This is a genomic window from Citrobacter freundii complex sp. CFNIH2 (genome assembly GCF_002880615.1).
Classification (GTDB): Bacteria; Pseudomonadota; Gammaproteobacteria; order Enterobacterales; family Enterobacteriaceae; genus Citrobacter_A; species Citrobacter_A amalonaticus_F.
The window spans coordinates 1,499,086-1,520,129 of sequence record NZ_CP025757.1; the positions used below are offsets into that span (position 1 = coordinate 1,499,086).

Annotated in this window: 17 protein-coding genes and 1 pseudogene; 8 read left to right on the forward strand and 10 right to left on the reverse strand. The window is 53.0% G+C overall.

Going from position 1 to position 21,044, the window contains the following annotated elements; all coding sequences use genetic code 11:
* Positions 1–30: 30 nt before the first annotated feature.
* A complete protein-coding gene (slyA, locus tag WM46_RS07510) occupies positions 31–471 on the reverse strand; it encodes a transcriptional regulator SlyA (protein ID WP_080343305.1) in 441 nt (146 codons plus the stop codon).
* Between the two features lie 222 nt (positions 472–693).
* Here slyA and WM46_RS07515 point away from each other — a divergent pair, with 222 nt between their 5' ends.
* The 3 genes and pseudogenes from WM46_RS07515 to WM46_RS07525 all read left to right on the forward strand — a co-directional run bounded on the left by WM46_RS07515 (position 694) and on the right by WM46_RS07525 (position 3,837).
* Positions 694–903 (forward strand): DUF1656 domain-containing protein, encoded by a 210-nt coding sequence (locus WM46_RS07515; protein ID WP_233623035.1) that lies wholly within the window; start codon positions 694–696, stop codon positions 901–903.
* 2 nt (positions 904–905) lie between these two features.
* Positions 906–1,763: an HlyD family secretion protein gene (locus WM46_RS07520; protein ID WP_102601887.1), complete on the forward strand. Its 858-nt coding sequence runs from the start codon at positions 906–908 to the stop codon at positions 1,761–1,763.
* Positions 1,764–3,837 (forward strand): annotated as a pseudogene (locus tag WM46_RS07525) (FUSC family protein).
* Here WM46_RS07525 and sodC read toward each other — a convergent pair.
* From sodC to WM46_RS07540, 3 genes are all read right to left on the reverse strand, one after another.
* On the reverse strand, positions 3,780–4,301 hold the full coding sequence (gene sodC / locus WM46_RS07530) for a superoxide dismutase [Cu-Zn] SodC (protein ID WP_061077405.1): 522 nt from the start codon (positions 4,299–4,301) through the stop codon (positions 3,780–3,782). The pseudogene WM46_RS07525 and the gene sodC overlap by 58 nt on opposite strands.
* Before the next feature lie 78 nt (positions 4,302–4,379).
* Complete coding sequence (locus WM46_RS07535) at positions 4,380–5,276, reverse strand: aldo/keto reductase family oxidoreductase (RefSeq protein WP_102601889.1); 897 nt, start codon at positions 5,274–5,276, stop codon at positions 4,380–4,382.
* Between the two features lie 49 nt (positions 5,277–5,325).
* The gene (locus WM46_RS07540) at positions 5,326–5,565 is read right to left on the reverse strand and encodes a DUF1289 domain-containing protein (protein WP_061077403.1); all 240 of its coding nucleotides are present in this window, start codon (positions 5,563–5,565) and stop codon (positions 5,326–5,328) included.
* 101 nt (positions 5,566–5,666) lie between these two features.
* Here WM46_RS07540 and WM46_RS07545 point away from each other — a divergent pair, with 101 nt between their 5' ends.
* From WM46_RS07545 to gloA, 3 genes are all read left to right on the forward strand, one after another.
* The gene (locus WM46_RS07545; protein WP_102601890.1) at positions 5,667–6,266 is read left to right on the forward strand and encodes a TetR/AcrR family transcriptional regulator; all 600 of its coding nucleotides are present in this window, start codon (positions 5,667–5,669) and stop codon (positions 6,264–6,266) included.
* Between the two features lie 57 nt (positions 6,267–6,323).
* A complete protein-coding gene (locus WM46_RS07550; protein ID WP_102601891.1) occupies positions 6,324–7,421 on the forward strand; it encodes an alkene reductase in 1,098 nt (365 codons plus the stop codon).
* Positions 7,422–7,520: 99 nt separating this feature from the next.
* Positions 7,521–7,928 (forward strand): lactoylglutathione lyase, encoded by a 408-nt coding sequence (gene gloA, locus WM46_RS07555; RefSeq protein ID WP_042319221.1) that lies wholly within the window; start codon positions 7,521–7,523, stop codon positions 7,926–7,928.
* A gap of 48 nt (positions 7,929–7,976) precedes the next feature.
* Here the strand turns inward: gloA and WM46_RS07560 are convergent, their stop codons facing one another.
* From WM46_RS07560 to WM46_RS07580, 5 genes are all read right to left on the reverse strand, one after another.
* Positions 7,977–8,975, reverse strand: a complete 999-nt coding sequence (locus WM46_RS07560; protein ID WP_187394463.1) for a fimbrial protein — start codon at positions 8,973–8,975, stop codon at positions 7,977–7,979.
* A gap of 407 nt (positions 8,976–9,382) precedes the next feature.
* Complete coding sequence (locus WM46_RS07565; protein ID WP_102601893.1) at positions 9,383–10,492, reverse strand: fimbrial protein; 1,110 nt, start codon at positions 10,490–10,492, stop codon at positions 9,383–9,385.
* Positions 10,493–10,522: 30 nt separating this feature from the next.
* Positions 10,523–13,048, reverse strand: coding sequence for a fimbria/pilus outer membrane usher protein (locus WM46_RS07570; protein WP_102601894.1), 2,526 nt, complete (start codon positions 13,046–13,048; stop codon positions 10,523–10,525).
* A gap of 23 nt (positions 13,049–13,071) precedes the next feature.
* The gene (locus tag WM46_RS07575) at positions 13,072–13,794 is read right to left on the reverse strand and encodes a molecular chaperone (protein ID WP_102601895.1); all 723 of its coding nucleotides are present in this window, start codon (positions 13,792–13,794) and stop codon (positions 13,072–13,074) included.
* Between the two features lie 49 nt (positions 13,795–13,843).
* Positions 13,844–14,404, reverse strand: coding sequence for a fimbrial protein (locus WM46_RS07580; RefSeq protein WP_102601896.1), 561 nt, complete (start codon positions 14,402–14,404; stop codon positions 13,844–13,846).
* A 689-nt stretch (positions 14,405–15,093) separates the two neighbouring features.
* Between WM46_RS07580 and rnt the strand changes: the two genes are divergently transcribed.
* Together rnt and WM46_RS07590 are read left to right on the forward strand one after the other, a co-directional pair.
* Positions 15,094–15,741, forward strand: a complete 648-nt coding sequence (gene rnt, locus WM46_RS07585; protein ID WP_102601897.1) for a ribonuclease T — start codon at positions 15,094–15,096, stop codon at positions 15,739–15,741.
* 144 nt (positions 15,742–15,885) lie between these two features.
* On the forward strand, positions 15,886–20,559 hold the full coding sequence (locus WM46_RS07590; RefSeq protein WP_102601898.1) for an ATP-dependent helicase: 4,674 nt from the start codon (positions 15,886–15,888) through the stop codon (positions 20,557–20,559).
* A 65-nt stretch (positions 20,560–20,624) separates the two neighbouring features.
* Here WM46_RS07590 and grxD read toward each other — a convergent pair whose 3' ends face one another.
* Positions 20,625–20,972: a monothiol glutaredoxin 4 gene (gene grxD / locus WM46_RS07595; RefSeq protein ID WP_042319226.1), complete on the reverse strand. Its 348-nt coding sequence runs from the start codon at positions 20,970–20,972 to the stop codon at positions 20,625–20,627.
* Positions 20,973–21,044: the final 72 nt, after the last annotated feature.

Below are 21,044 nucleotides of genomic sequence, written 5' to 3' on the forward strand. Positions count from 1 at the left end.
GGTCAGGATCTGACCACACGTTTCATGACATTAATCGTGCGACTGTAGCTCAATGATATTGTGTTCAAGTCGGGTGATCAGTTTAATCAGCAGGTCAATTTCCTGCGCAGAAATCCCTTCCAGAATTTCACCACGCGTTTTGTTGATAACCGCTTCCATATCAGCAATCAGCGGCTCTGCCTTTTCCGTGAGTTTAATCCGCTTGGCCCGGCGATCGCTGACACAGGTCTGACGCGAAATAAGCCCTTTCTCTTCGAGCTGATCCAGCGTACGTACCAGTGACGGCTGTTCGATGCCAATCGCTTTTGCCAGTTGTATCTGTGATTGATCCGGTGGCAGTTGATGAATATTATGCAGCGTAACCCAGTGCGTCTGCGTCAATTCCAGAGGCTTAAGACGGTGGTCTATCAAAGCACGCCAAATGCGCACCAACCGTGCCAGATCAGAACCTAATGGCGATTCCAATTTCATCTCCTTATAATTAGCTTGCTAAGATATTATACTGATTTTAGAATAGTGTGCAGCAATTGTATTGCTAAAACAAATGTATTGCTGCATTTGGTTACCGCCAGACATATTTTTCAGACATTACGCGAAAAAAGCACGCTTCGTACCGGTTTTTGCTAAACCTGGATAAACGTAGCCTGACGCAAAGGACTATTGCTTGTGACCTCCGCACTCAATACAACAGGGATGCCCTTACAGGACTTAGTGATTGGCGCATCTGTTTACTTCCCGCCGCTGTTCAAGGCCTTTGCGCTGGGATTTCTCCTCTGGCTTTTCATCCATCGCCTGCTGCGCGAACGTATTTACTCCGGTGAAATCTGGCATCCTTTATTGATGGATCTGTCAATTTTTGCTCTCTGCGTCTGTTCGGGTCTTCTTTTATTGGTTGCGTGGTAATTATGACGCTGAAAACACTGAAATATTTCTCCACCATTGTGGTTGCTGCCCTTGCCGTCCTGGCGGGATGGTTTATGTGGAATTATTACATGCAATCCCCCTGGACACGTGACGGGAAAGTGCGCGCCGAACAGGTCAGCGTAACGCCGCAGGTGTCAGGCGCCATCATCGATCTCCTGATAAAAGATAACCAGTTCGTCAACGCCGGCGATCTGCTTTTTCGTATCGATAAGACCCCTTTTCATATCGCCGAACTCAATGCGCAGGCGCAACTGGCTAAAGCGCAATCGGAACTGGCGAAAGCCAACAACGAAGCCAACCGTCGTCGCCATTTGTCGCAGAACGTTATCTCCGCGGAAGAGTTAGATACCGCCAATCTGAATGTGAAAGCGATGCAGGCAAGCGTAGACGTCGCCCAGGCGACGCTCAGACAGGCGCAGTGGCAACTGGCGCAGACGGATGTCCGCGCCCCGGTCTCCGGTTGGATCACCAATCTGTCGACGCGTACTGGTGACTTCGCCACCACCGGTCAGCCGTTATTTGCCCTGGTGGATAGCCACTCCTTCTATGTGATGGGCTATTTTGAAGAAACCAAACTGCGTCATATCCGCGAAGGCGCGCATGCCCAGATTACGCTTTATAGTGGTAACATTAAGTTACAGGGTCACGTATCCAGCATTGGCCGTGCCATTTACGACCAAAGCGTGGAGAGCGATTCCGGACTGGTGCCGGATATCAAGCCCAACGTGCCCTGGGTCCGTCTGGCTCAGCGCGTTCCGGTACGTATCGAATTTGACCAGGTTCCACGTGACGTGACGCTGGTTTCCGGCACGACCTGTAGCGTGGCAATCGGTAAATAAATGAAGCGTCTGCACGTGTCTCTGGGCAATACGCCATGGCTGAAAGCGACTGCCGGGCAGTGGCGCTATGCCCTGCGTAATACCCTCGCGATGTGCCTGGCGCTGACGTTTGCCTACTATCTCAATCTGGATGAACCGTACTGGGCCATGACCTCTGCCGCCGTGGTCAGTTTTCCCACCGTCGGCGGTGTGATCAGTAAAAGTCTTGGACGCATTGCGGGAAGTCTGCTGGGGGCGACTGCAGCGTTAATTCTCGCCGGGCATACCCTCAACGAACCGTGGCTGTTTCTGTTGAGCATGTCCGCCTGGATTGGTTTTTGTACCTGGGCCTGCGCGCAGTTTACTAATAACGTGGCCTATGCCTTCCAGCTCGCAGGTTACACCGCTGCCATTATTGCCTTCCCGATGGTGAACATTGTCGACATCACTCAACTCTGGGATATCGCGCAGGCGCGCGTCTGTGAAGTGATTGTCGGGATCCTCTGCGGCGGCACGATGATGATGATTTTGCCCAGCACCTCCGATGGCACTGCGCTACTGACCGCGCTGAAGAACATGCATGCGCGCTTGCTGGAACACGCCAGCCTGCTGTGGCAACCCGAGACGACCGACGCCATTCGCTCTGCGCACGAAGGGGTGATCGGACAAATTTTGACGATGAATTTACTGCGTATTCAGGCATTCTGGAGTCATTACCGTTTCCGTCGACAGAATGCACTGCTGAACGCCCTTTTGCATAATCAACTGCGCCTCACCAGCGTCATCTCGAGTTTACGCAGAATGTTGCTGAACTGGCCCAATCCACCGGCCCCTGTGCGGGAGATCATTGACCAACTTCTGGCGGCGCTGGCCCGTTCACAGACCGACAGCTATGCCGTAGCGCGGATTATTGCGCCACTTGCCCCCACCGACGCGAGCGACTATCGTCACGTCGCCTTCTGGCAGCGGTTACGCTACTTCTGCCGCCTCTATCTGCGCACCAGTCACCAGTTACGCGTGATCGAAAATGGCGGGCCGCTAACCACAGTTAACATCCCGCGAACCCCTGCGCTGGCGCGGCACACCGATAATGCAGAAGCCCTCTGGAGCGGCCTGCGCACCTTCGTCACGCTGATGGTCATTGGCGCCTGGAGTATTACGTCACAATGGGAGTCGGGTTCGGGAGCGTTAACGCTGGCGGCCATCAGTTGTGTGCTCTACTCCGCCGTTGCCGCGCCGTTTAAATCATTGACCTTGTTGATGCGCACGCTGGTGTTGCTCTCGCTGTTCAGTTTTGTGGTCAAGTTCGGCCTGATGGTCCAGATTAGCGACCTCTGGGAGTTCTTGCTGTTTTTGTTCCCCTTGCTGACCACCATGCAATTATTGAAATTGCAGATGCCAAAACTGGCGGGGTTATGGGGACAACTGATTGTCTTTATGGGGTCGTTTATCGCCGTGACCAATCCGCCGGTCTATGACTTTGCCGATTTTCTGAATGACAATACGGCGAAAATTGTCGGCGTGGCGCTGTCATGGCTGGCCTTCGCAATATTGCGTCCCGGATCGGATGCACGCAAAAGCCGCCGTCATATTCGGGCGCTGCGCCGGAGCTTTGTCGATCAGTTGAGTCGTTATCCGACGTACAGTGAAAACGAGTACGAGTCGCTGACCTATCACCATATCAGTCAGTTAAGCAACAGTCAGGATGCGCTGGCACGGCGTTGGCTGCTGCGCTGGGGCGTGGTATTGCTCAACTGTTCGCACGTCGTCTGGCAGCTTCGCTGCTGGGAGTCGCGTTCTGACCCGCTGTCGCAGGTCAGGGACATCTGTATTGCCTTACTGCATGACGTGATGAGCGAACGCGGCGTCCAGCAACGACCGCTTGCCACGACGCTGGCTGAACTCCTGCGGATTTGTCAGACGCTGTCGCACCATCATCAACCCGCCGCGCAAGAGCTGGCGGCGATCGTCTGGCGACTGTATTGTTCGCTTTCTCAGCTGGAACAAGCGCCGCCAGAGGGGTCGTTGACATCGTGATTACTTGATCACGCCACAAGCGAAGCGTGCCCCACCGCCGCCCAGGGGTTTGGGCTGATCGGACATATTATCGCCACCGACGTGGATCATCAGCGCTTTGTCTTTGATGTCGTTAAGGGATTTCAGGCGCGTTGCTGTGACAGGAACAATGGCTTTACCTTCGTTATTCACCACCAGCACGGGCAGATCGCCAAGATGCCCTTCGCCATCCGGCCCGGCATGTTTACCGGTTTTGTGCGGGTCAAAATGTCCGCCCGCAGACTCAGCAGCAGACGCTTTACCGTCTTTAATGGCTGGCTGACAGCTGCCGTTGGCATGGATATGAAAACCATGCTCTCCCGGCGGCAGCGCTTTTAGATCCGGCGTAAACTCCAGCCCATTCCCGGTTTCCGCAATAGTCACCTCCCCGATGGACTGCCCGACACCTTGCGAGGTAACCAGATTCATCTCCACTGTCTCACTGGCGGCTTGCGCGCCCGCACAGGCTAACAGGGTTAACACAGCCAGACTCAATCGCTTCATAGGACCTCCGTTCGGTATGTATGTCGGTTAAGTGTAAACCAGTGACGCCATTTTGAACGGAGATCCGCGATTTTACGCTTACGGTACGTCGTAACCCAGCGCGGCTTTACGGATACGGAACCACTGCTGACGACTCATTTTCAGAGACTCGGCTTCCACCGCTGCGCGCACACGTTCGATTTTACCAGAGCCAATGATCGGCAGCGGCTGCGACGGCAGACGCAGGATCCAGGCGTAAACCACCTGCTCAATGGAAGAGGCGTTCAGTTCTTGTGCAATAACCGCCAGCTCATTACGCAGCGGCTGGAACGCATCGTCATTGAACAGGCGCCCGCCGCCGAGACAGGACCAGGCCATCGGGCGAATACGCAGTTGTTGAAGCTGATCGAGCGTGCCGTCTAACAGCAGCGGTTGGTGAACCGGAGAGATCTCCACCTGGTTGGTCGCCAGCGTGAACGGAAGGCGCGATTGCAGTAGCGTAAACTGCGCAGGCGTAAAGTTGGAAACGCCGAAGTGGCGTACTTTTCCGCTCTGATGCAGGTGTTTGAAGGCTTCGGCGACCTCATCAGCATCCATCAGCGGGTCCGGGCGGTGGATCAACAGCAGATCCAGATGGTCCGTCGCCAGATTGGTCAACGACTGTTCCGCGCTTTTCACAATATGATTGCGGTCGGTGATGTAGTGGCCCAGCGCGTTTTCTGCACGGGCGGTGGTGGCGATCCCGCATTTGGTGACGATCTGCATCCGCTCACGCAGATGAGGAGCCAGTTTCAGCGCTTCGCCAAAGGCGGCCTCGCACAGATAGCCACCGTAAATATCCGCATGGTCCACGGTCGTGACACCTAAATCCAGGTGCTCTTCAATAAAGTTCACCAGCTCCTGGGGGGACATATTCCAGTCCATCAGTCGCCAGTATCCCATGACAAAGCGGGAGAATTCCGGGCCTTGTGGCGCAAGAGTAATACGCTGAACCATAACTGCTTCCTCGTGAAGTAAATTACAGCGAGTATATACAATTAGTGGCTTAAAAGAGTGAAGGCTGTTGAGGTTCTTCTGGCGCGGCGGGTTTATTTGCGCGTAATTTACGCAGCAGACGCTGGCGGCATAACCGCAGCACATCTTGTTTTTGCGCGTCGCTCATATTTTGCCAGTTGAACCGCTCATCCCGGCTGCGCAGGCATCCCCGGCAAAAACCGCGCTCATCTGACTGGCAAATTCCCCGACACGGGCTCTGAACGGGAAAAAACTCTAACTGCTCTGCCACGCCCTTTCCTCTTCATTAGGTCTTCACTCTATTGAAGACGTAAACATGATTTCTGGCAACCTGACTTGCATTAGACCGACTGGTCTATTACACTCCCTGCCATGAACAAGCAAACTGAATACGATACCCGCGAACACTTACTGGCTACCGGTGAGCATCTTTGCATGCAGCGAGGCTTTACCGGTATGGGGCTGAGCGAGTTGCTCAAAACCGCCGGGGTGCCGAAAGGATCGTTTTATCACTACTTTCGCTCAAAAGAAGCCTTTGGCGTCGCCATGCTGGAACGGCATTTCGCCGGTTATCATCAGCGGCTGGCGGTGCATTTTGACACGGGTCCGGGCAATTATCGCGATCGCATTCTGGCTTATTATCAGGAAACCCTGAATCAGTTTTGCCAGCAAGGGATCATCAGCGGCTGCCTGACGGTTAAACTTTCCGCCGAAGTGTGCGACCTGTCGGAAGATATGCGCACCGCGATGGACCAGGGAGCCGGGAAGATTATGCTCATCCTGGCGCAAGCGCTGGAAAAAGGTCGTGACAGTCATTGTTTGATGTTTGCAGGAGAACCGCTGCAACAGGCGCAAATTCTTTATGCCCTGTGGCTGGGGGCGAACCTGCAGGCCAAAATTTCGCGTAGTGCCACCCCGCTGGAAAATGCGCTGGCGCACGTAAAAAATATCATTGCAACGCCTGATGTTTAACAGGCGTTTTATTTAATCTCTCACTAGACGACCGGTCTATTCATAACGGAAAACATTATGTCATCTGATAAACTGTTTACCCCACTGAAAGTGGGCGCGATCACCGCACCAAACCGTATTTTCATGGCCCCGCTGACGCGCCTGCGCAGCATTGAGCCTGGCGACATCCCGACTCCGTTAATGGCCGAATATTATCGCCAACGCGCCAGCGCGGGTCTGATCATCAGCGAAGCGACGCAAATTTCCGCACAGGCGAAGGGTTACGCTGGCGCGCCGGGTCTGCACAGTGATGAGCAGATCGCCGCGTGGAAGAAAATCACCGCTGGTGTTCATGCTGAAAACGGCCATATCGCCGTTCAGTTGTGGCACACAGGCCGTATTTCTCACTCCAGCCTGCAACCGGGCGGCCAGCAGCCGGTGTCCGCATCCGCTATCAGCGCCGGTACCCGTACTTCCCTGCGTGATGAAAATGGTCAGGCAATCCGTGTGGATACCTCAATGCCTCGCGCGCTGGAAACTGAAGAGATCCCGGGAATCGTCAATGATTTCCGTCAGGCGATCGCCAATGCGCGTGAAGCCGGTTTTGATCTGGTTGAATTGCACTCCGCCCACGGTTATCTGCTGCACCAGTTCCTTTCTCCTTCTTCTAACCATCGTACCGATCAGTACGGCGGTAGCGTGGAGAATCGCGCGCGCCTGGTGCTGGAAGTGGTCGATGCGGGAATTAAGGAATGGGGTGCGGACCGTATCGGGATTCGCGTTTCACCTGTTGGCACCTTCCAGAATGTCGACAATGGTCCGAACGAAGAAGCCGACGCGCTGTATCTGATTGAGGAACTGGGTAAACGCGGCATCGCCTATCTGCATATGTCTGAACCAGACTGGGCAGGCGGCAAGCCGTATACCGACGCGTTCCGTGAAAAAGTACGCGCCCGTTTCCATGGTCCGATTATCGGTGCCGGCGCCTATACGCCAGAAAAAGCAGAGAGCTTAATTGAGAAGGGTCTGATCGATGCCGTCGCGTTTGGTCGTGATTATATCGCTAACCCGGATCTGGTGGCGCGTCTGCAACGTAAAGCTGAACTCAATCCGCAACGCAGTGAAAGTTTCTACGGCGGCGGTGCAGAAGGCTATACCGATTACCCGACGCTCTGATCCCCTCCATCGGCATTCCTTCATTGATAGCGGCGTAAAAACGCCGCTATACTAAAACAACATTTTGAATGTATTGACCATTTTTTAAGGGGACAAAACATGCGTTTACTTCATACGATGCTGCGCGTTGGCGATCTGCAACGCTCCATTGATTTTTACACTAACGTTCTGGGCATGAAACTGCTGCGTACCAGCGAAAATACCGAATACAAATACTCTCTGGCGTTTGTCGGTTACGGTGAAGAAAGTGACGAAGCGGTGATTGAACTGACCTATAACTGGGGCGTCGACAAATACGAGCTGGGTACGGCGTATGGGCATATCGCCCTGAGCGTCGACAACGCGGCTGAAGCCTGTGAACGTATTCGTCAGAATGGCGGTAACGTCACTCGTGAAGCCGGTCCGGTTAAAGGCGGCACTACCGTGATCGCTTTTGTTGAAGATCCGGACGGTTACAAAATCGAGCTGATCGAAGAGAAGGACGCCGGGAAAGGTCTCGGAAACTGATTGTTCGCGGGCGCATGATGCGCCCGCTGCTTTTTACGTAGATGACCGTTATTGATAGGACAGTTCGTAAATCACCGAAGCCGAGATCTTCCCGCCCACAATCGCCTCATCCGACGTTCGATAATAGCGTGCAGCCATAGGAATGGTGTACTGCCCTTGTACTGCTTTACCCACTGAAAAAGATTTGTTCAGGTTAATAGTCTGTGGTGTTGCCCCTTCGTCTCTGGCCGCTAATAACTGCACACCGACGTTTTGCGCCATTCCGTCCCCAACATCATTAAGCACCACGCCTTTTTCCGGATCCCCACCATTAGGATCAGTCAGTGTCATACTAATAGTAGCCGACGCATTACATATAAGGCTGATGGTAAAATCCACATTATTACCGACATCCCCTTGATGAGGCAGTGCAGTGATATTGATGGCATGTAAATCCACGACGTCAGGCGTCAACGCCTCATCAACATCGCATGCTGGCACTTTAATGTGTGCACTGCCCGTTATAGACACCCGACTGTAAACCTTACCCCCAGATGATGGAGACGATGATATCAACGCATTAACAAAGGGGGCTGATAAAGTGACATCGCCGGGTTCAACGGGACCAACAACATAGAATTGCATTTTCAGATTAGAGATATTCCAGATACTTGACCACGCGTATATTGAATTGGGGCCAGCGAACCATGCAGATCCCGAATTCCCGACGATTGTCGGCGGATTATACCTATCATCCCAGACCTTTACACCGATACCTGGAACATTCGTTGCGTAGACATCTTTGGTGCTCGTCGTTTTTTGCGTAGTGGAAAATTGAAGATATGCATAGGAGGCACCAGGAGTATCACATCCTACGTTTACCGCCGGTCCGGGCGGGATATCAATCACATCGCCTATTGGCCCCAGACTGGCATCAGCAGGAACATCTATAGTTATGCCTAGATTGTAGGAATAGGTAATATAGCCATTCGGAGGGTAGCAACTGGCTCGTACCAGTCCGCTAAAAAAAAGCAGCATAACTGTCATATAGCAAGAAAATTTTGGCATGTTTATTTTCTCAACAAATAGAATGAGTAACATGAGGTACTTTAAATACTGAGCATACAGAATTCGACGAGTAATAATGTAGAAACATAATGACATTATAGTGAGCAAGAACGCGCCAACAACCCAGGACCAGTCCGATGTCGCACTACTTATTTAATTATTTTAGTCCACAACACAGCCAATACTTTGTATAATTAAAACACCGAATCAAAACGAAAATATAAAATAATACTCAGAAAGTATTGCATCATTTTTTAAAAATATATTTCGGACGATAAAACCGATAATAATAACGTTTCGAGTGTGGCAGGAAAGATAGCAGGAGAAGCTGAGATTGTACTGCTTGTAAGGATTGTTAAGCAGGCAGCGGGCGCATAATGCGCCTGCTGCCTGTCGGCATTTGGCCGTTATTGATAGGACAGTTCGTACACAACAGAGGCCGAAACCTTTCCGCCGACTATTGCCTCATCCGAGGTTCGATAATAGCGTGCGGCCATGGGGATAGTGTATTCTTCCATCTCATACCCCTTACCAATAGTAAAAGATTCATTCAAATGAAGGAGTTGCGGCGTTGTCCCACCGTCTCTTGCCGACAATAACTGCACGCCAACATTATGCGCCATTCCATCACCAGTATCATTATACAAAACGCCATTTTCCACATCGCCTCCATTGGGATCGGTCAGTGTCATATTGATGGTTTGATTCGAAGTACACATAAGATGGATATTGAAATCGACGTTACTACCGATATCCCCTTTATTTGGAAGTTGACTGGCATCAATACGATGTAAATCGATATTTTTGGGCGTGTCTTCCATAACATCGCATCCGCCTGCAGTTACATTAATAGCAAACGAAGATAATAATATATTCACACACAGATCTTTTGTATCGGTTGTCTGCGAAGATGACAGGCAAATTTGCCCCAAAGACTGCGCGGGAACAATACGCCTCCCTGGGGGTAATGTCTGGTTCGTCGTTGTAGTTACGTAAAATTTAAATCTCGCGCCTAATGCCCCTTGAGCGACTATCCCATTAATTGACCATATTGAGTCAGACGGATTTTTTTCAAATGGTATGAAAGGTTCATTCGGATCGGCAATCGCCATCGCATAGCCAAAACCTATAAATGGGCCTACACCATCGGATAGTTGATATATCGGTAAGCGCCCAACATCAGTAGGAAGTCTCCACCCCCAGTAACCGGAATTCTGATCTGCAAATGCCCATGTCGATGTTCCGCTTCCTGAACATTTCTCCCCAGTGAATGTAAATATGACATCGAAGACATCTTCAGCTTCACCAAACGTTACCCCTATATTGGGATTATCAGCACTATTTATATACATGGTTGCCGGTGTGATATGCAAATCCGCAGGCTTAACACATGAACTCGTATAGGTGGCATAGGCGTCTTTAGGTATCGCGCATGCGATCAATAAAATCGTTACCGCGACAATATATCGCGCAGGATACCTAAAAATAACATTTTCAACATAATTAACGGCGGTCATAAATACGCATCACTCATTGTATAGTTGTGCTCATCGGCAACTTTCCACATATTGCTTAAGCGCCGTTTTCTTCGTGTTTTCCGTTTCTGGCGCGAGGGTATAATTCACACTGCATTGTTCATCAGTTTCAGCGCCCCATTTAACATGCAGGGTGCCTTTATCCGTTGGCACGCGTGCATAGATCAGGCTGCCCTGTGAGACCACGCCGACACCGACGCCATTATCATCAAAAACGTCAGCGCCAAACGGCAGCGTTTTACCGGCATAGTCAGCCTGAATTAAAACGGGTCTTCCCTGGCGGGAATCAAATTTCGCCTTCACAATCGCGCCATAGCGCGGGACGATTTTTTGCGAGGTATTTTCCAGTTCCGCGTTTTCAGAAATCCCTTTGGGATCAATCACCACATCATTCAACTGATAGGGATTGCTTGCGGGAAATAATGCATAGCCAAAGCGATCAATCGCCACTCCGGGATAGGAGGGGATCGCCGCCCCCTCGGCCCCTTTCGCCTCCACCAGGGTAAACGTATCCCCCGTATAGGGCGAAAGCGTGATCCCGCCTGAGTGCGCGACTAGCGTACCGGTCATACCCAGCGATGCCCGATGATAGTCGCGTCCCTGACTCCAGGAGGCGGATAACGAGGCGAGGCTGCCTTTATAGCCTCCCCCCAGATCACTGCTGGTTCCGGCACTGGCGTCATGCGTGCCGCTTACTGTCCAGGAATACTGATTTTGTGCCCCAAGGGTACCCGAAATAAGAGCCTGTTCGGAGGACTGCCCTTCAGAATCCTGGTTATAGCTCATGCTCAGTTGCGGCGCGTAGGAGCCCATATCATGGCTTTCCCACAGCGGAATGGAGAAATTGAGGAAATAGCTGGTTTGCGATCCGCCCCATTCGTCCTGGCTACGACTGACGTTCAGACTGTAATTCACCCACTTGTAACTGTTAGAATAGCCGATCTGATATTGGCGCTCAGTTGACCCCTGGTTCCAGTAGTTTTCCAGGCTGGCGCTGACATATAACTGCCCCCATCCTTCCTGTAACCCCTGGCTGACATTCAGTGTGAAGCGACTTTTTTGCCGCTGAATCTGATAGCCGCTGTTGCCGTGCTGAAGGTCATCCAGCGTCTCCATCGCCGTTAAATAATCCATATAGCCGCTACTGGAAAATCGGTAGGCGGCCAGCGTAATGTTACTGTTTGTTTCATTGATCAGCTTGCTGTAGCTAATCTGGTAACTCTGCCCTGACATAGCATCCCGATCGGGAAGACGTGCTTTAGACTGGGTGATATCGAACGCCACGGCGCCAACAGGAAGACCTAACGCCGCCCCGATTTTGATCGCCTGATAATCCTGGTTGCCCTGGAGCCCAACGTAACCTGTCAACAGGTTTGTGAAGCCCTGCTGCCAGGTGACTTCGGTAAAGGTGGGATCGTTCGAGACGTTGTCGCTTCGCAGCTTGCCCGCACTGACACTGTAATGCACGCTACCTGGCCGCAGTAATTGCGACACGGAAGAATACGGCATGGAAAAATTCTGCTGCGAGCCATCCGCTTCTTCTATTGTCACATCCAGGTTGCCGCCGTAGCCGGTCGGATAGAGATCGCTTATCACAAAGGCCCCTGGTAAAACGGTCGTTTCATAAATGCGTTGACCGTTCTGCTTCACCGTCACCTTCGCGTTAGTTTTCGCCACCCCCCGAATTTCCGGCGCGTAGCCTCGCTGTGATTGTGGCAACATGCGCTCATCGCTGGCCACCTGCGCCCCGGTAATAGGCAAGGTGTCAAACAGTTGCCCACTGGTGTTGAGCTGCCCGGCTGTTAGTCTGCCCCAGATAACCGGAATGTCGCGTTGAACATAGGTATTCAGTACGCTGTATTTCCCGCCCTGTTCCTGCGACCAGTTCCACGAACCATTATGACGAAGATACCAGGCGCCGATATTCAGGCCGCTGTTAATTGAGGAATAAAAAGATTTCGATTCGTAATTGCTGTTTTTAGACTCGTAACCATTCATATTATATCCCAGCATCAGGGCTGGAATACCACTGTCCCACATGGATGGAGGCACTGAACCGCGAGGCTGTTTATTAATATAAACCTGAGGAATAGAAAGATTGAGTTGCTGACCTTCGCTGTCAAACTCCTGGGTCGCTTCCGGGATGATATCCTGGATGCGGGTACATTTTTTATTATCGACCAGCACATCCCATTGGGTGAATTTGATCTGCTCTTTTTTAAAACTGATCAGTTCAAACACCTTTTCCGGGATACAGGCGTCAACGACGTTGTTTTCTCCGTTTCGAAATTCGACCTCGGCGATAGTCAGTCGTTCGGTATTTAACATGACAATGATTTTATAGATACCAGGCAGCACGCTGGCACCTTTAGAAAAGCGCTGCAAATCAACCGTCTTTGCGCCTGAACGGTTGACAAAGGCATCGTTAAACTCGTAATTACCCGCCAGTTCGATTGAAGAGGATTCTGTCACTCCGGCGACAGCATATTGCAACGGAAGCACAATATTAACGCAACACAATACTTGAGACAGGCGCATAATAAGTTCACCGGAGTGAGGAGTTATTTCTTCACGGTATATTTGTTCAAGCCACCAAAATCATTCACTGCCGCATATTCGATGGAATCAACACTGCTAATCTGATTGAGTCCAGCAAAATGAAAATCGCCGGTTCCGCCAGGGGAAATCATCTGCGGCGGCGCCTCATATTTTTTCCCCCCTGCTGTATAACTCACTTTACTCAGCGAGATATTGTATGGGGTTGGGTTGGTCGCCGTCACGCCGTTACCGTTAATAGCCCAGCGCAATAAGCCCGGGGCGTCATTGGCGCTGCCTTTAAGTGAGGCCGGACGGTAGAAAAGTTTGATCCGCGTTTTGAACGCAATATTAATCTGACTGGCATTCAGCGAATCTTTAGGTTTCGCTGGAATCGCCAGAACATTCAGATAATAGACAGACTCTTTATCCTGCGGCAGGCTATTTTCTGCAATCAGACTGATTCTTAGCGTCTGCCCTTTCCCGGCATTGACCCGGTTAATTGGCGGCGTTAGCAGAAAGACCGAGGCGATTTTATCCGGGCTTACATTTTTGACGCCATTATCGATCCAGCTTTGCGCCAGCACCGGTTGGGTGCCGGTATTCTTCATCTGAACAGTCACCTCGCTCTCGCCAGCAGGATAAATAACGCGGGTTTCATCTAATACCAGGCCAGCAAATGAGAGAGTGCTGAAACAACACAGTGTCATCAGTAATGACAGCTGAGAACAACATTTAAAACATTTCATTCATTGAATCCAATAACCACTGTTCGTTAACAACACTCTGATAATCTAGTTAGTTGTAAGCCAGTTCATAGGTCGCATTCGCCGTGACTTTACCGACCGCTGGAGCCGCATCATTGCTGTAATACTGCACTTGATACGTCAGCGATCCTGCGCCACTTACGAGTGTAAATTTCGAACCCTTACTCTGATCACCATTTAAATTAATCGGTGTACCCGCATCGAGCAGTTGCAGACTTACTTTAGTCGGCGTTGTCGCTGTATCTTCATTCGCCAGGTTGCCGTTGCTATCCGGCGCACCACTGGCTGGAGCAAAAGAAACGCCGACATCAGTCGCATCACCAGAGCAACCGCTGACCGAAATAACAAATGCCGCAGGCAGTGCCGTTGTCCCTACACCAGCAATGGTTGTGGTTGATACCTTATCCAGCGTAACAGTCCCGTCGGCTGCACTTGCATCCAATGAAACTTCACAGGTGGATGCAATCACTTCTCCGCTAAATTGAATCTTGCCTTTATCCGTCCCTGTACCTGCCGCATTCGCCGCATTAATACCGGATAAGCTGACTAAGGCACAGGCAGACATCACCATATATAACTTACGCAATTTCATTTATATCTCCATATATATACAACATGCGGGTTTAACGAAAATGAATATTCCTAAAACCTAATGCGTACCCGACAGCGATTACGCAAAAAAAGTCTTTACTGTATTTATCACTCTCATGCCGGGTATGTTCAGCCAGACTTTATCCATGGCACATCAATTCAATTACGGAACAATGATAGACTCAGGTACCAGCACAATAGCCATAAATAGCAAAAACATTATATTCTTGTAAAACAGACGAGCGACCCGCAATCAGTCCAAATTTGTACAAGTTAACGATTGAGCATTTCCGGTAAAACAGCAGGTTATAGTTACGGCCGAATCATTTTTGTAAATAATAAAATACAGATTGAATAGAGTTAATATTTTATTACACTAAACAAATTGCAATAACGAAATAATATAAAAGCGCAAAATAATTCTCTTCCACCGCGGCAAGTATCCGCCAACAATGCCATTTTTGAAGAGAATTCGTCCTATAAGAATGACACATTCTGTGTGAATCCGGCTGTTTTTGCGCTTGTCGTATCGCTGCGCCACGCGGTGAAATCCAGGCGGATCCTCCATAGGTTTTTGACCACCGTTGTCCCGGCGCAAGAAGCTGTAAAACCGAGTCCCCCCTGCCATTCCCGAATGCAGCAAAATTTGGCATAATGCGCGCTGCAATTTTTCTGTATTAAGAGACCCAGATGTCCGATAACGCTCAACTTACCGGTCTGTGCGACCGTTTTCGTGGTTTTTATCCTGTCGTCATTGATGTCGAAACGGCTGGATTTAACGCCAAAACCGATGCGCTGCTTGAGATAGCCGCCATCACGCTGAAAATGGATGAACAAGGCTGGCTGATGCCGGACAGCACGCTGCAATTCCACGTCGAACCGTTTGAGGGCGCGAATTTGCAGCCTGAAGCACTGGCGTTTAACGGTATCGACCCTTCCAACCCGCTGCGTGGCGCGGTGAGTGAATATGACGCCCTGCATGCCATTTTCAAAATGGTTCGCAAAGGCATTAAAGATAGCGGCTGCAGTCGCGCCATCATGGTTGCCCATAATGCGACATTCGATCATAGCTTTATGATGGCCGCCGCTGAGCGGGCGTCGCTCAAGCGCAATCCGTTCCATCCGTTCGTGACGTTTGATACTGCCGCTCTGAGCGGACTGGCGCTGGGACAAACGGTGCTCTCCAAAGCGTGTCTGGCGGCAGGTATGGAGTTTGACGGTACCCAGGCGCACTCAGCGCTGTACGATACCGAGCGCACCGCCGTGCTGTTTTGTGAAATCGTCAACCGCTGGAAGCGCCTGGGCGGCTGGCCGTTACCTCTGCCAGAAGAAGCCTGACTGGATGACCTGATGACGTCGGTTATCAGGTCGCTCCCCCTTCATCTATACTGTATATTTGACCAGTATCAATACACCCTGCGCATTTCCCGCTATTCTGTAAAAAGGTCTTGATTCGCCAACACCGCAAAAGGGACAGGGAACATGTCAGCAAAAAATGCGCCGCCTCCGCTGCCGGATATTTTCTCACAGGCAACCCGCGACTGGTTTACGTCGGCATTTCAGCACCCCACGCCGGTGCAATCGCAAACGTGGGCCGTGACGGCAGCGAATCAGCACGCGCTGGTGATCGCCCCAACCGGTTCGGGGAAAACCCTTGCCGCCTTTCTCTATGCCCTGGATCGCCTGTTTCGTGAAGGCGAGGCTGCGCACGCCACGTCCCCCTCCGGCAAAGAAAAGAAAGTCACCCGAATCCTTTATATTTCCCCGATAAAAGCCCTGGGTACGGATGTCCAGCGCAACCTGCAAATTCCCCTGCAGGGGATTAGCGAAGAACGGAAGAAATCCGGCTCGCCAGAGGTGGCTATTCGGGTTGGGATCCGCACTGGCGATACGCCACCTCAGGAGCGCGCGAAGCTGAGTCGTCATCCACCCGATATTCTGATCACCACGCCGGAGTCGCTTTATCTGATGCTCACCTCCCGCGCCAGAGAGGCGCTGCGCGGCGTTGAAACGGTGATCGTCGATGAAGTGCACGCGGTAGCGGGCACAAAACGCGGCGCGCACCTCGCGCTGAGTCTTGAACGACTGGATACGCTTCTGGCAACGTCGGCGCAGCGCATTGGTCTGTCGGCGACCGTGCGTTCTGTTACAGCCGTTGCCGCTTTTCTGGGCGGCGATCGTCCGGTTACTGTTATCAATCCGCCCTCTACCCGTCACCCGGATATCCACATCGTCGCTCCTGCCGTCAATCTTGATGACGTCTTAGCGGACAATAACGACAGCGGCGAGGCCATTCACAAGGGCAGAGAAGGTTCCATCTGGCCGCGCATTGAATCCGGTATTCTCGATCAAATCCTTAGCCATCGTTCCACCATCGTTTTTACCAATTCGCGTGGGCTGGCGGAAAAACTGACGGCCCGCCTGAACGAACTGTATCTCTCACGACGACAACCGTTGCCGCAACCGCAGGCAGAGCCGGCACACTTCGGCTCGCTAACCGGGTCCACCAGTAACCGGGCGCAGGACGCCGCAGAATATATTGCCCGTTCGCATCATGGTTCGGTGTCCAAAGAGCAGCGTGCCGTCACCGAGCATGCGCTGAAATCCGGCGAACTTCGCTGCGTGGTGGCGACCTCCAGTCTGGAACTGGGGATCGACATGGGGGCGGTTGATCTGGTGATTCAGGTGGCGACGCCCCTTTCTGTCGCCAGCGGCCTGCAGCGCATCGGGCGCGCCAGTCACCAGGTCGGCGGGGTATCAAAGGGGCTGTTCTACCCAAGGACCCGTCGGGATCTGATTGACTCTGCCGTCATTGTCGAGTGTATGTACGCCGGACAACTGGAAACGCTGCCGCCGCCACGCAACCCGCTGGATATTCTGGCACAACAGACCGTTGCCGCCGTATCGATGGATCCGGTCAATGTAGATGACTGGTATACCCTCGTCCGCCGGGCTTCACCGTGGAAAGATTTGCCGAGAAGCGCATTTGACGCCACGCTGGATATGCTGGCAGGGCGCTATCCCTCTGGCGATTTTGCCGTCTTCCGACCGCGTATAATCTGGAACCGCGAAACCGGATTATTAACGGCCCGTCCAGGCGCACAGCTTCTGGCGGTAACCAGCGGCGGTACCATTCCGGACCGTGGCATGTTCAGCGTGCTGCTTCCCGAAGGAGATGAGCAAGCCGGATCGCGTCGCGTGGGCGAACTGGATGAAGAAATGGTGTACGAGTCACGCGTCAACGACATCATCACGCTTGGCGCCACCTCGTGGCGTATTCAACAGATCACCCGCGATCAGGTTATCGTTGTCCCCGCGCCCGGACGCTCGGCCAGACTCCCGTTCTGGCGCGGCGAAGGCGTCGGTCGCCCGGCGGAGCTGGGGGAACGCATTGGTGATTTTATCCATACTATGTCCGATGATAACGCAGAACTGCGGCTCTCCCCTCGACTGCGCGATGACAATGTTCTTTCGAATATCAAAGGGTTAATTGACGATCAAAAAAATGCCACGGGCGTGCTCCCCTGGAGTCGCCATCTGGTGCTTGAGCGCTGTCGCGATGAAATGGGTGACTGGCGGGTTATTCTGCATTCACCCTATGGTCGTCGGGTACACGCGCCCTGGGCACTGGCGATTGCCGGACGTCTCCATGCGCAGTGGGGAGCTGACGCGTCGATTGTCGCCAGTGATGACGGGATTGTCGCCCGTATACCGGACAGCGATGGGAAACTGCCCGATGCCGCTATTTTCCTGTTTGAGCCGGAAAAACTGCTGCGCATTGTCCAGGAAGCCGTCAGTAGCACGGCGCTGTTTGCCGCCCGCTTCAGAGAATGCGCCGCCCGCGCTCTGCTGATGCCGGGTCGTACGCCAGGGCGTCGTTCCCCGCTCTGGCAGCAGCGCCTGCGCGCAAGTCAGCTTCTGGAAATCGCGGCGGGCTATCCTGATTTTCCCATTATTCTGGAAACGGCGCGTGAGTGTCTCCAGGACGTTTACGATCTCGACGCGCTGGAGCAGGTCATACGTCGGTTGAACACCGGCGAGATCCAGATTTCTGAAGTGACCACACCCGCCCCCTCACCGTTCGCCACCGATCTGCTCTTCGGCTATGTCGCCGAATTTATGTACGCCACCGATGCGCCGCTGGCGGAGCGTCGGGCTTCTGTTCTGGCGCTGGACAGCGAACTGCTGGGCAACCTGTTAGGCCAGGGCGATCCGCTGGAATTGCTTGACCCGGAGATTATCCGCCAGGTTGAAGATGAACTTCAGCGATTCGCGGCGGGCAGAAAAGCCCAGGGGATGGAAGGCGTTTACGATTTACTGCGCGAACTGGGGCCAATGACCGTCGAGGATATTGCCGCCAGACATGAGGGAACGATCGCTGATATCAGGACATGGCTCGATGATCTGTCCGCTGAAAAACGTATTTTCCCGGTTGTTATCGCGGACACGCCGCAGATGGCCTGCATGGATGATGCGGCCAGACTTCGTGATGCGCTGGGCGTTCGCCTCCCTGCGACGATTTCACCGGCGTGGCTGCATCCGGTGAACACGCCGCTGCGCGATCTCTTCATGCGCTTTAGCCGTACCCACACGCTGTTTACTCGCACCCGGATTGCACAGGCGTTCGGGTTGGGGGTGGCCGTCGCCGACGATCAGCTGCGTCAGTTGCGCGATGAAGGTGTTCTCATTCAGTTGCGTGCCGGTACGTCATCCACGCCTGACGAAGCGTCGACGTGGGTGAATGAGGACGTTTTTCATCGTCTTCGCATCCGCTCGCTGCATGCGGCAAGAGAGGCAACCCGTCCGGTTCCGGCAACGAGCTACACCCGCCTGTTGCTGGAACGTCAGGGGCTGATTTCATCCGCCGACGGCAGCCCGGCGCGCCTTGCGGCCTCCTCCACGGGGACACTGGAAGGAAGTGACGGCGTCACGCGTGTGATTGAACAACTGGCCGGAGTTGGCCTGTCTGCTTCGTTGTGGGAAAGCCAGATTTTCCCTGCCCGAGTCCGCGATTATTCGCCGGATATGCTCGATGAGTTGCTGGCGACGGGTGAAGTCATCTGGTCAGGGCAAAAGAAACTGGGCGACGATGATGGACGGGTGGTACTGCATTTACGGGATTACCTGGCGGAGACGCTTTCCCCGCCATCCGGTGATAGCGAAGCGCTTTCAGACCTGCAGCGCGCCATTTTAGATGTTCTTTCTGGTGGTGGTGCATGGTTTGCGCAGCAACTTAGCGCGTTGATTCAGACGCGTACGGCAGACGCCGGCGGTGACGAGTGGATAACGCCAGCCACGCTGCATGAGGCGCTTTGGGGCCTGGTCTGGCAAGGGTATATCACGACCGATATCTGGGCTCCACTGCGTGGCCTGTCGCGCGCGGCCGCTGTATCGCGCCAGCCGTCACGACGCTCGCCGCGTATGCGTCGTGGACGCCCGGCCTATGCCGCGCCGCGCCCTGCGTCCGTCGCCATACCGGTTTCTTACACCACGCCTGCGCTGGCCGGTCGCTGGTCGCTGCTGCCGCGAGAGACGCTGAATGATACTGAACGGATGTTGGCCTGCGCCGAGAATATGCTCGATCGCTACGGCGTGATAGGTCGCCAGGCCGTGATTGCCGAGAATATCCCTGGCGGCTTTCCCGCCATGCAGACGCTGTGCCGAAGCATGGAAGATTCAGGGCGGATTCTACGCGGGCGGTTCGTGGAAGGAATGGGCGGCGCGCAGTTTGCCGAGCGGGACACTATCGATCGTCTGCGCGATCTGACGTCGTCGACATCTGAACCACAGGCGTTTACGGCGGTGGCACTATCTGCGAACGATCCCGCCAATCCCTGGGGAACGCTGCTGCCATGGCCGCCGCATCCGTCATCTCTGGTTCCTGGGCGGCGTAACGGCGCGTTTGTCGTGATTTCCGCCGGACAACTGCGGCTGTATCTTGCTCAGGGAGGAAAAAAGATGATGATCTGGACGGAAAATGAGGAGATGCCTTCGCCGGAGATTTTCAGGGCGCTGGCGAGCGCCTTACGCCGTGAACCGCGACTGCGTTTCACACTGTCGGAAGTCAACGATAAACCAGTACGGCAAACCCCTCTCTTTACCCTGCTGCGGGAAGTCGGTTTTTCCAGTTCGCCTCAGGGGCTGGACTGGGGATAGGCAGAGCAGAAATGAAAAGGAGCTTAACCTGAGTCAGGAAAAGCTCCCCTTTAACCGTCTACTGATTACTCAGCGTCTGATTCTTCAGATTTGTATTTTGCAGCGGTCTCTTTGATCAACTGCTGCAGTTCGCCGCGCTGGTACATTTCGATCAAAATGTCGCAGCCGCCAACCAGTTCACCGTCAACCCACAGCTGTGGGAAGGTCGGCCAGTTTGCGTATTTCGGCAGTTCTGCGCGAATATCCGGGTTTTGCAGAATATCCACATAGGCAAAACGCTCGCCACAGGCGGAAAGTGCCTGCACAGCCTGGGCGGAGAAGCCGCAGCTTGGCAGTTTTGGGGAACCTTTCATGTACAGGAGAATCGGGTTTTCAGCGATCTGGCGCTGGATTTTTTCGATAGTGGTGCTCATTGTCTTGCTTCCTTAACTTCTTTTACGGCAGTCGTCTGACATTGTAGCGGTTCAGAGCGACATCGGAAAATA

Bases quoted from the DNA above. Each gene is read 5' to 3' on its own strand.
- slyA (WP_080343305.1), bottom strand. From the start codon at position 471: ATGAAATTGGAATCGCCATTAGGTTCTGATCTGGCACGGTTGGTGCGC.
- WM46_RS07515 (WP_233623035.1), top strand. From the start codon at position 694: ATGCCCTTACAGGACTTAGTGATTGGCGCATCTGTTTACTTCCCGCCG.
- WM46_RS07520 (WP_102601887.1), top strand. From the start codon at position 906: ATGACGCTGAAAACACTGAAATATTTCTCCACCATTGTGGTTGCTGCC.
- sodC (WP_061077405.1), bottom strand. From the start codon at position 4,301: ATGAAGCGATTGAGTCTGGCTGTGTTAACCCTGTTAGCCTGTGCGGGC.
- WM46_RS07535 (WP_102601889.1), bottom strand. From the start codon at position 5,276: ATGGTTCAGCGTATTACTCTTGCGCCACAAGGCCCGGAATTCTCCCGC.
- WM46_RS07545 (WP_102601890.1), top strand. From the start codon at position 5,667: ATGAACAAGCAAACTGAATACGATACCCGCGAACACTTACTGGCTACC.
- WM46_RS07550 (WP_102601891.1), top strand. From the start codon at position 6,324: ATGTCATCTGATAAACTGTTTACCCCACTGAAAGTGGGCGCGATCACC.
- gloA (WP_042319221.1), top strand. From the start codon at position 7,521: ATGCGTTTACTTCATACGATGCTGCGCGTTGGCGATCTGCAACGCTCC.
- WM46_RS07560 (WP_187394463.1), bottom strand. From the start codon at position 8,975: ATGCCAAAATTTTCTTGCTATATGACAGTTATGCTGCTTTTTTTTAGC.
- WM46_RS07565 (WP_102601893.1), bottom strand. From the start codon at position 10,492: ATGACCGCCGTTAATTATGTTGAAAATGTTATTTTTAGGTATCCTGCG.
- WM46_RS07570 (WP_102601894.1), bottom strand. From the start codon at position 13,048: ATGCGCCTGTCTCAAGTATTGTGTTGCGTTAATATTGTGCTTCCGTTG.
- WM46_RS07575 (WP_102601895.1), bottom strand. From the start codon at position 13,794: ATGAAATGTTTTAAATGTTGTTCTCAGCTGTCATTACTGATGACACTG.
- WM46_RS07580 (WP_102601896.1), bottom strand. From the start codon at position 14,404: ATGAAATTGCGTAAGTTATATATGGTGATGTCTGCCTGTGCCTTAGTC.
- rnt (WP_102601897.1), top strand. From the start codon at position 15,094: ATGTCCGATAACGCTCAACTTACCGGTCTGTGCGACCGTTTTCGTGGT.
- WM46_RS07590 (WP_102601898.1), top strand. From the start codon at position 15,886: ATGTCAGCAAAAAATGCGCCGCCTCCGCTGCCGGATATTTTCTCACAG.
- grxD (WP_042319226.1), bottom strand. From the start codon at position 20,972: ATGAGCACCACTATCGAAAAAATCCAGCGCCAGATCGCTGAAAACCCG.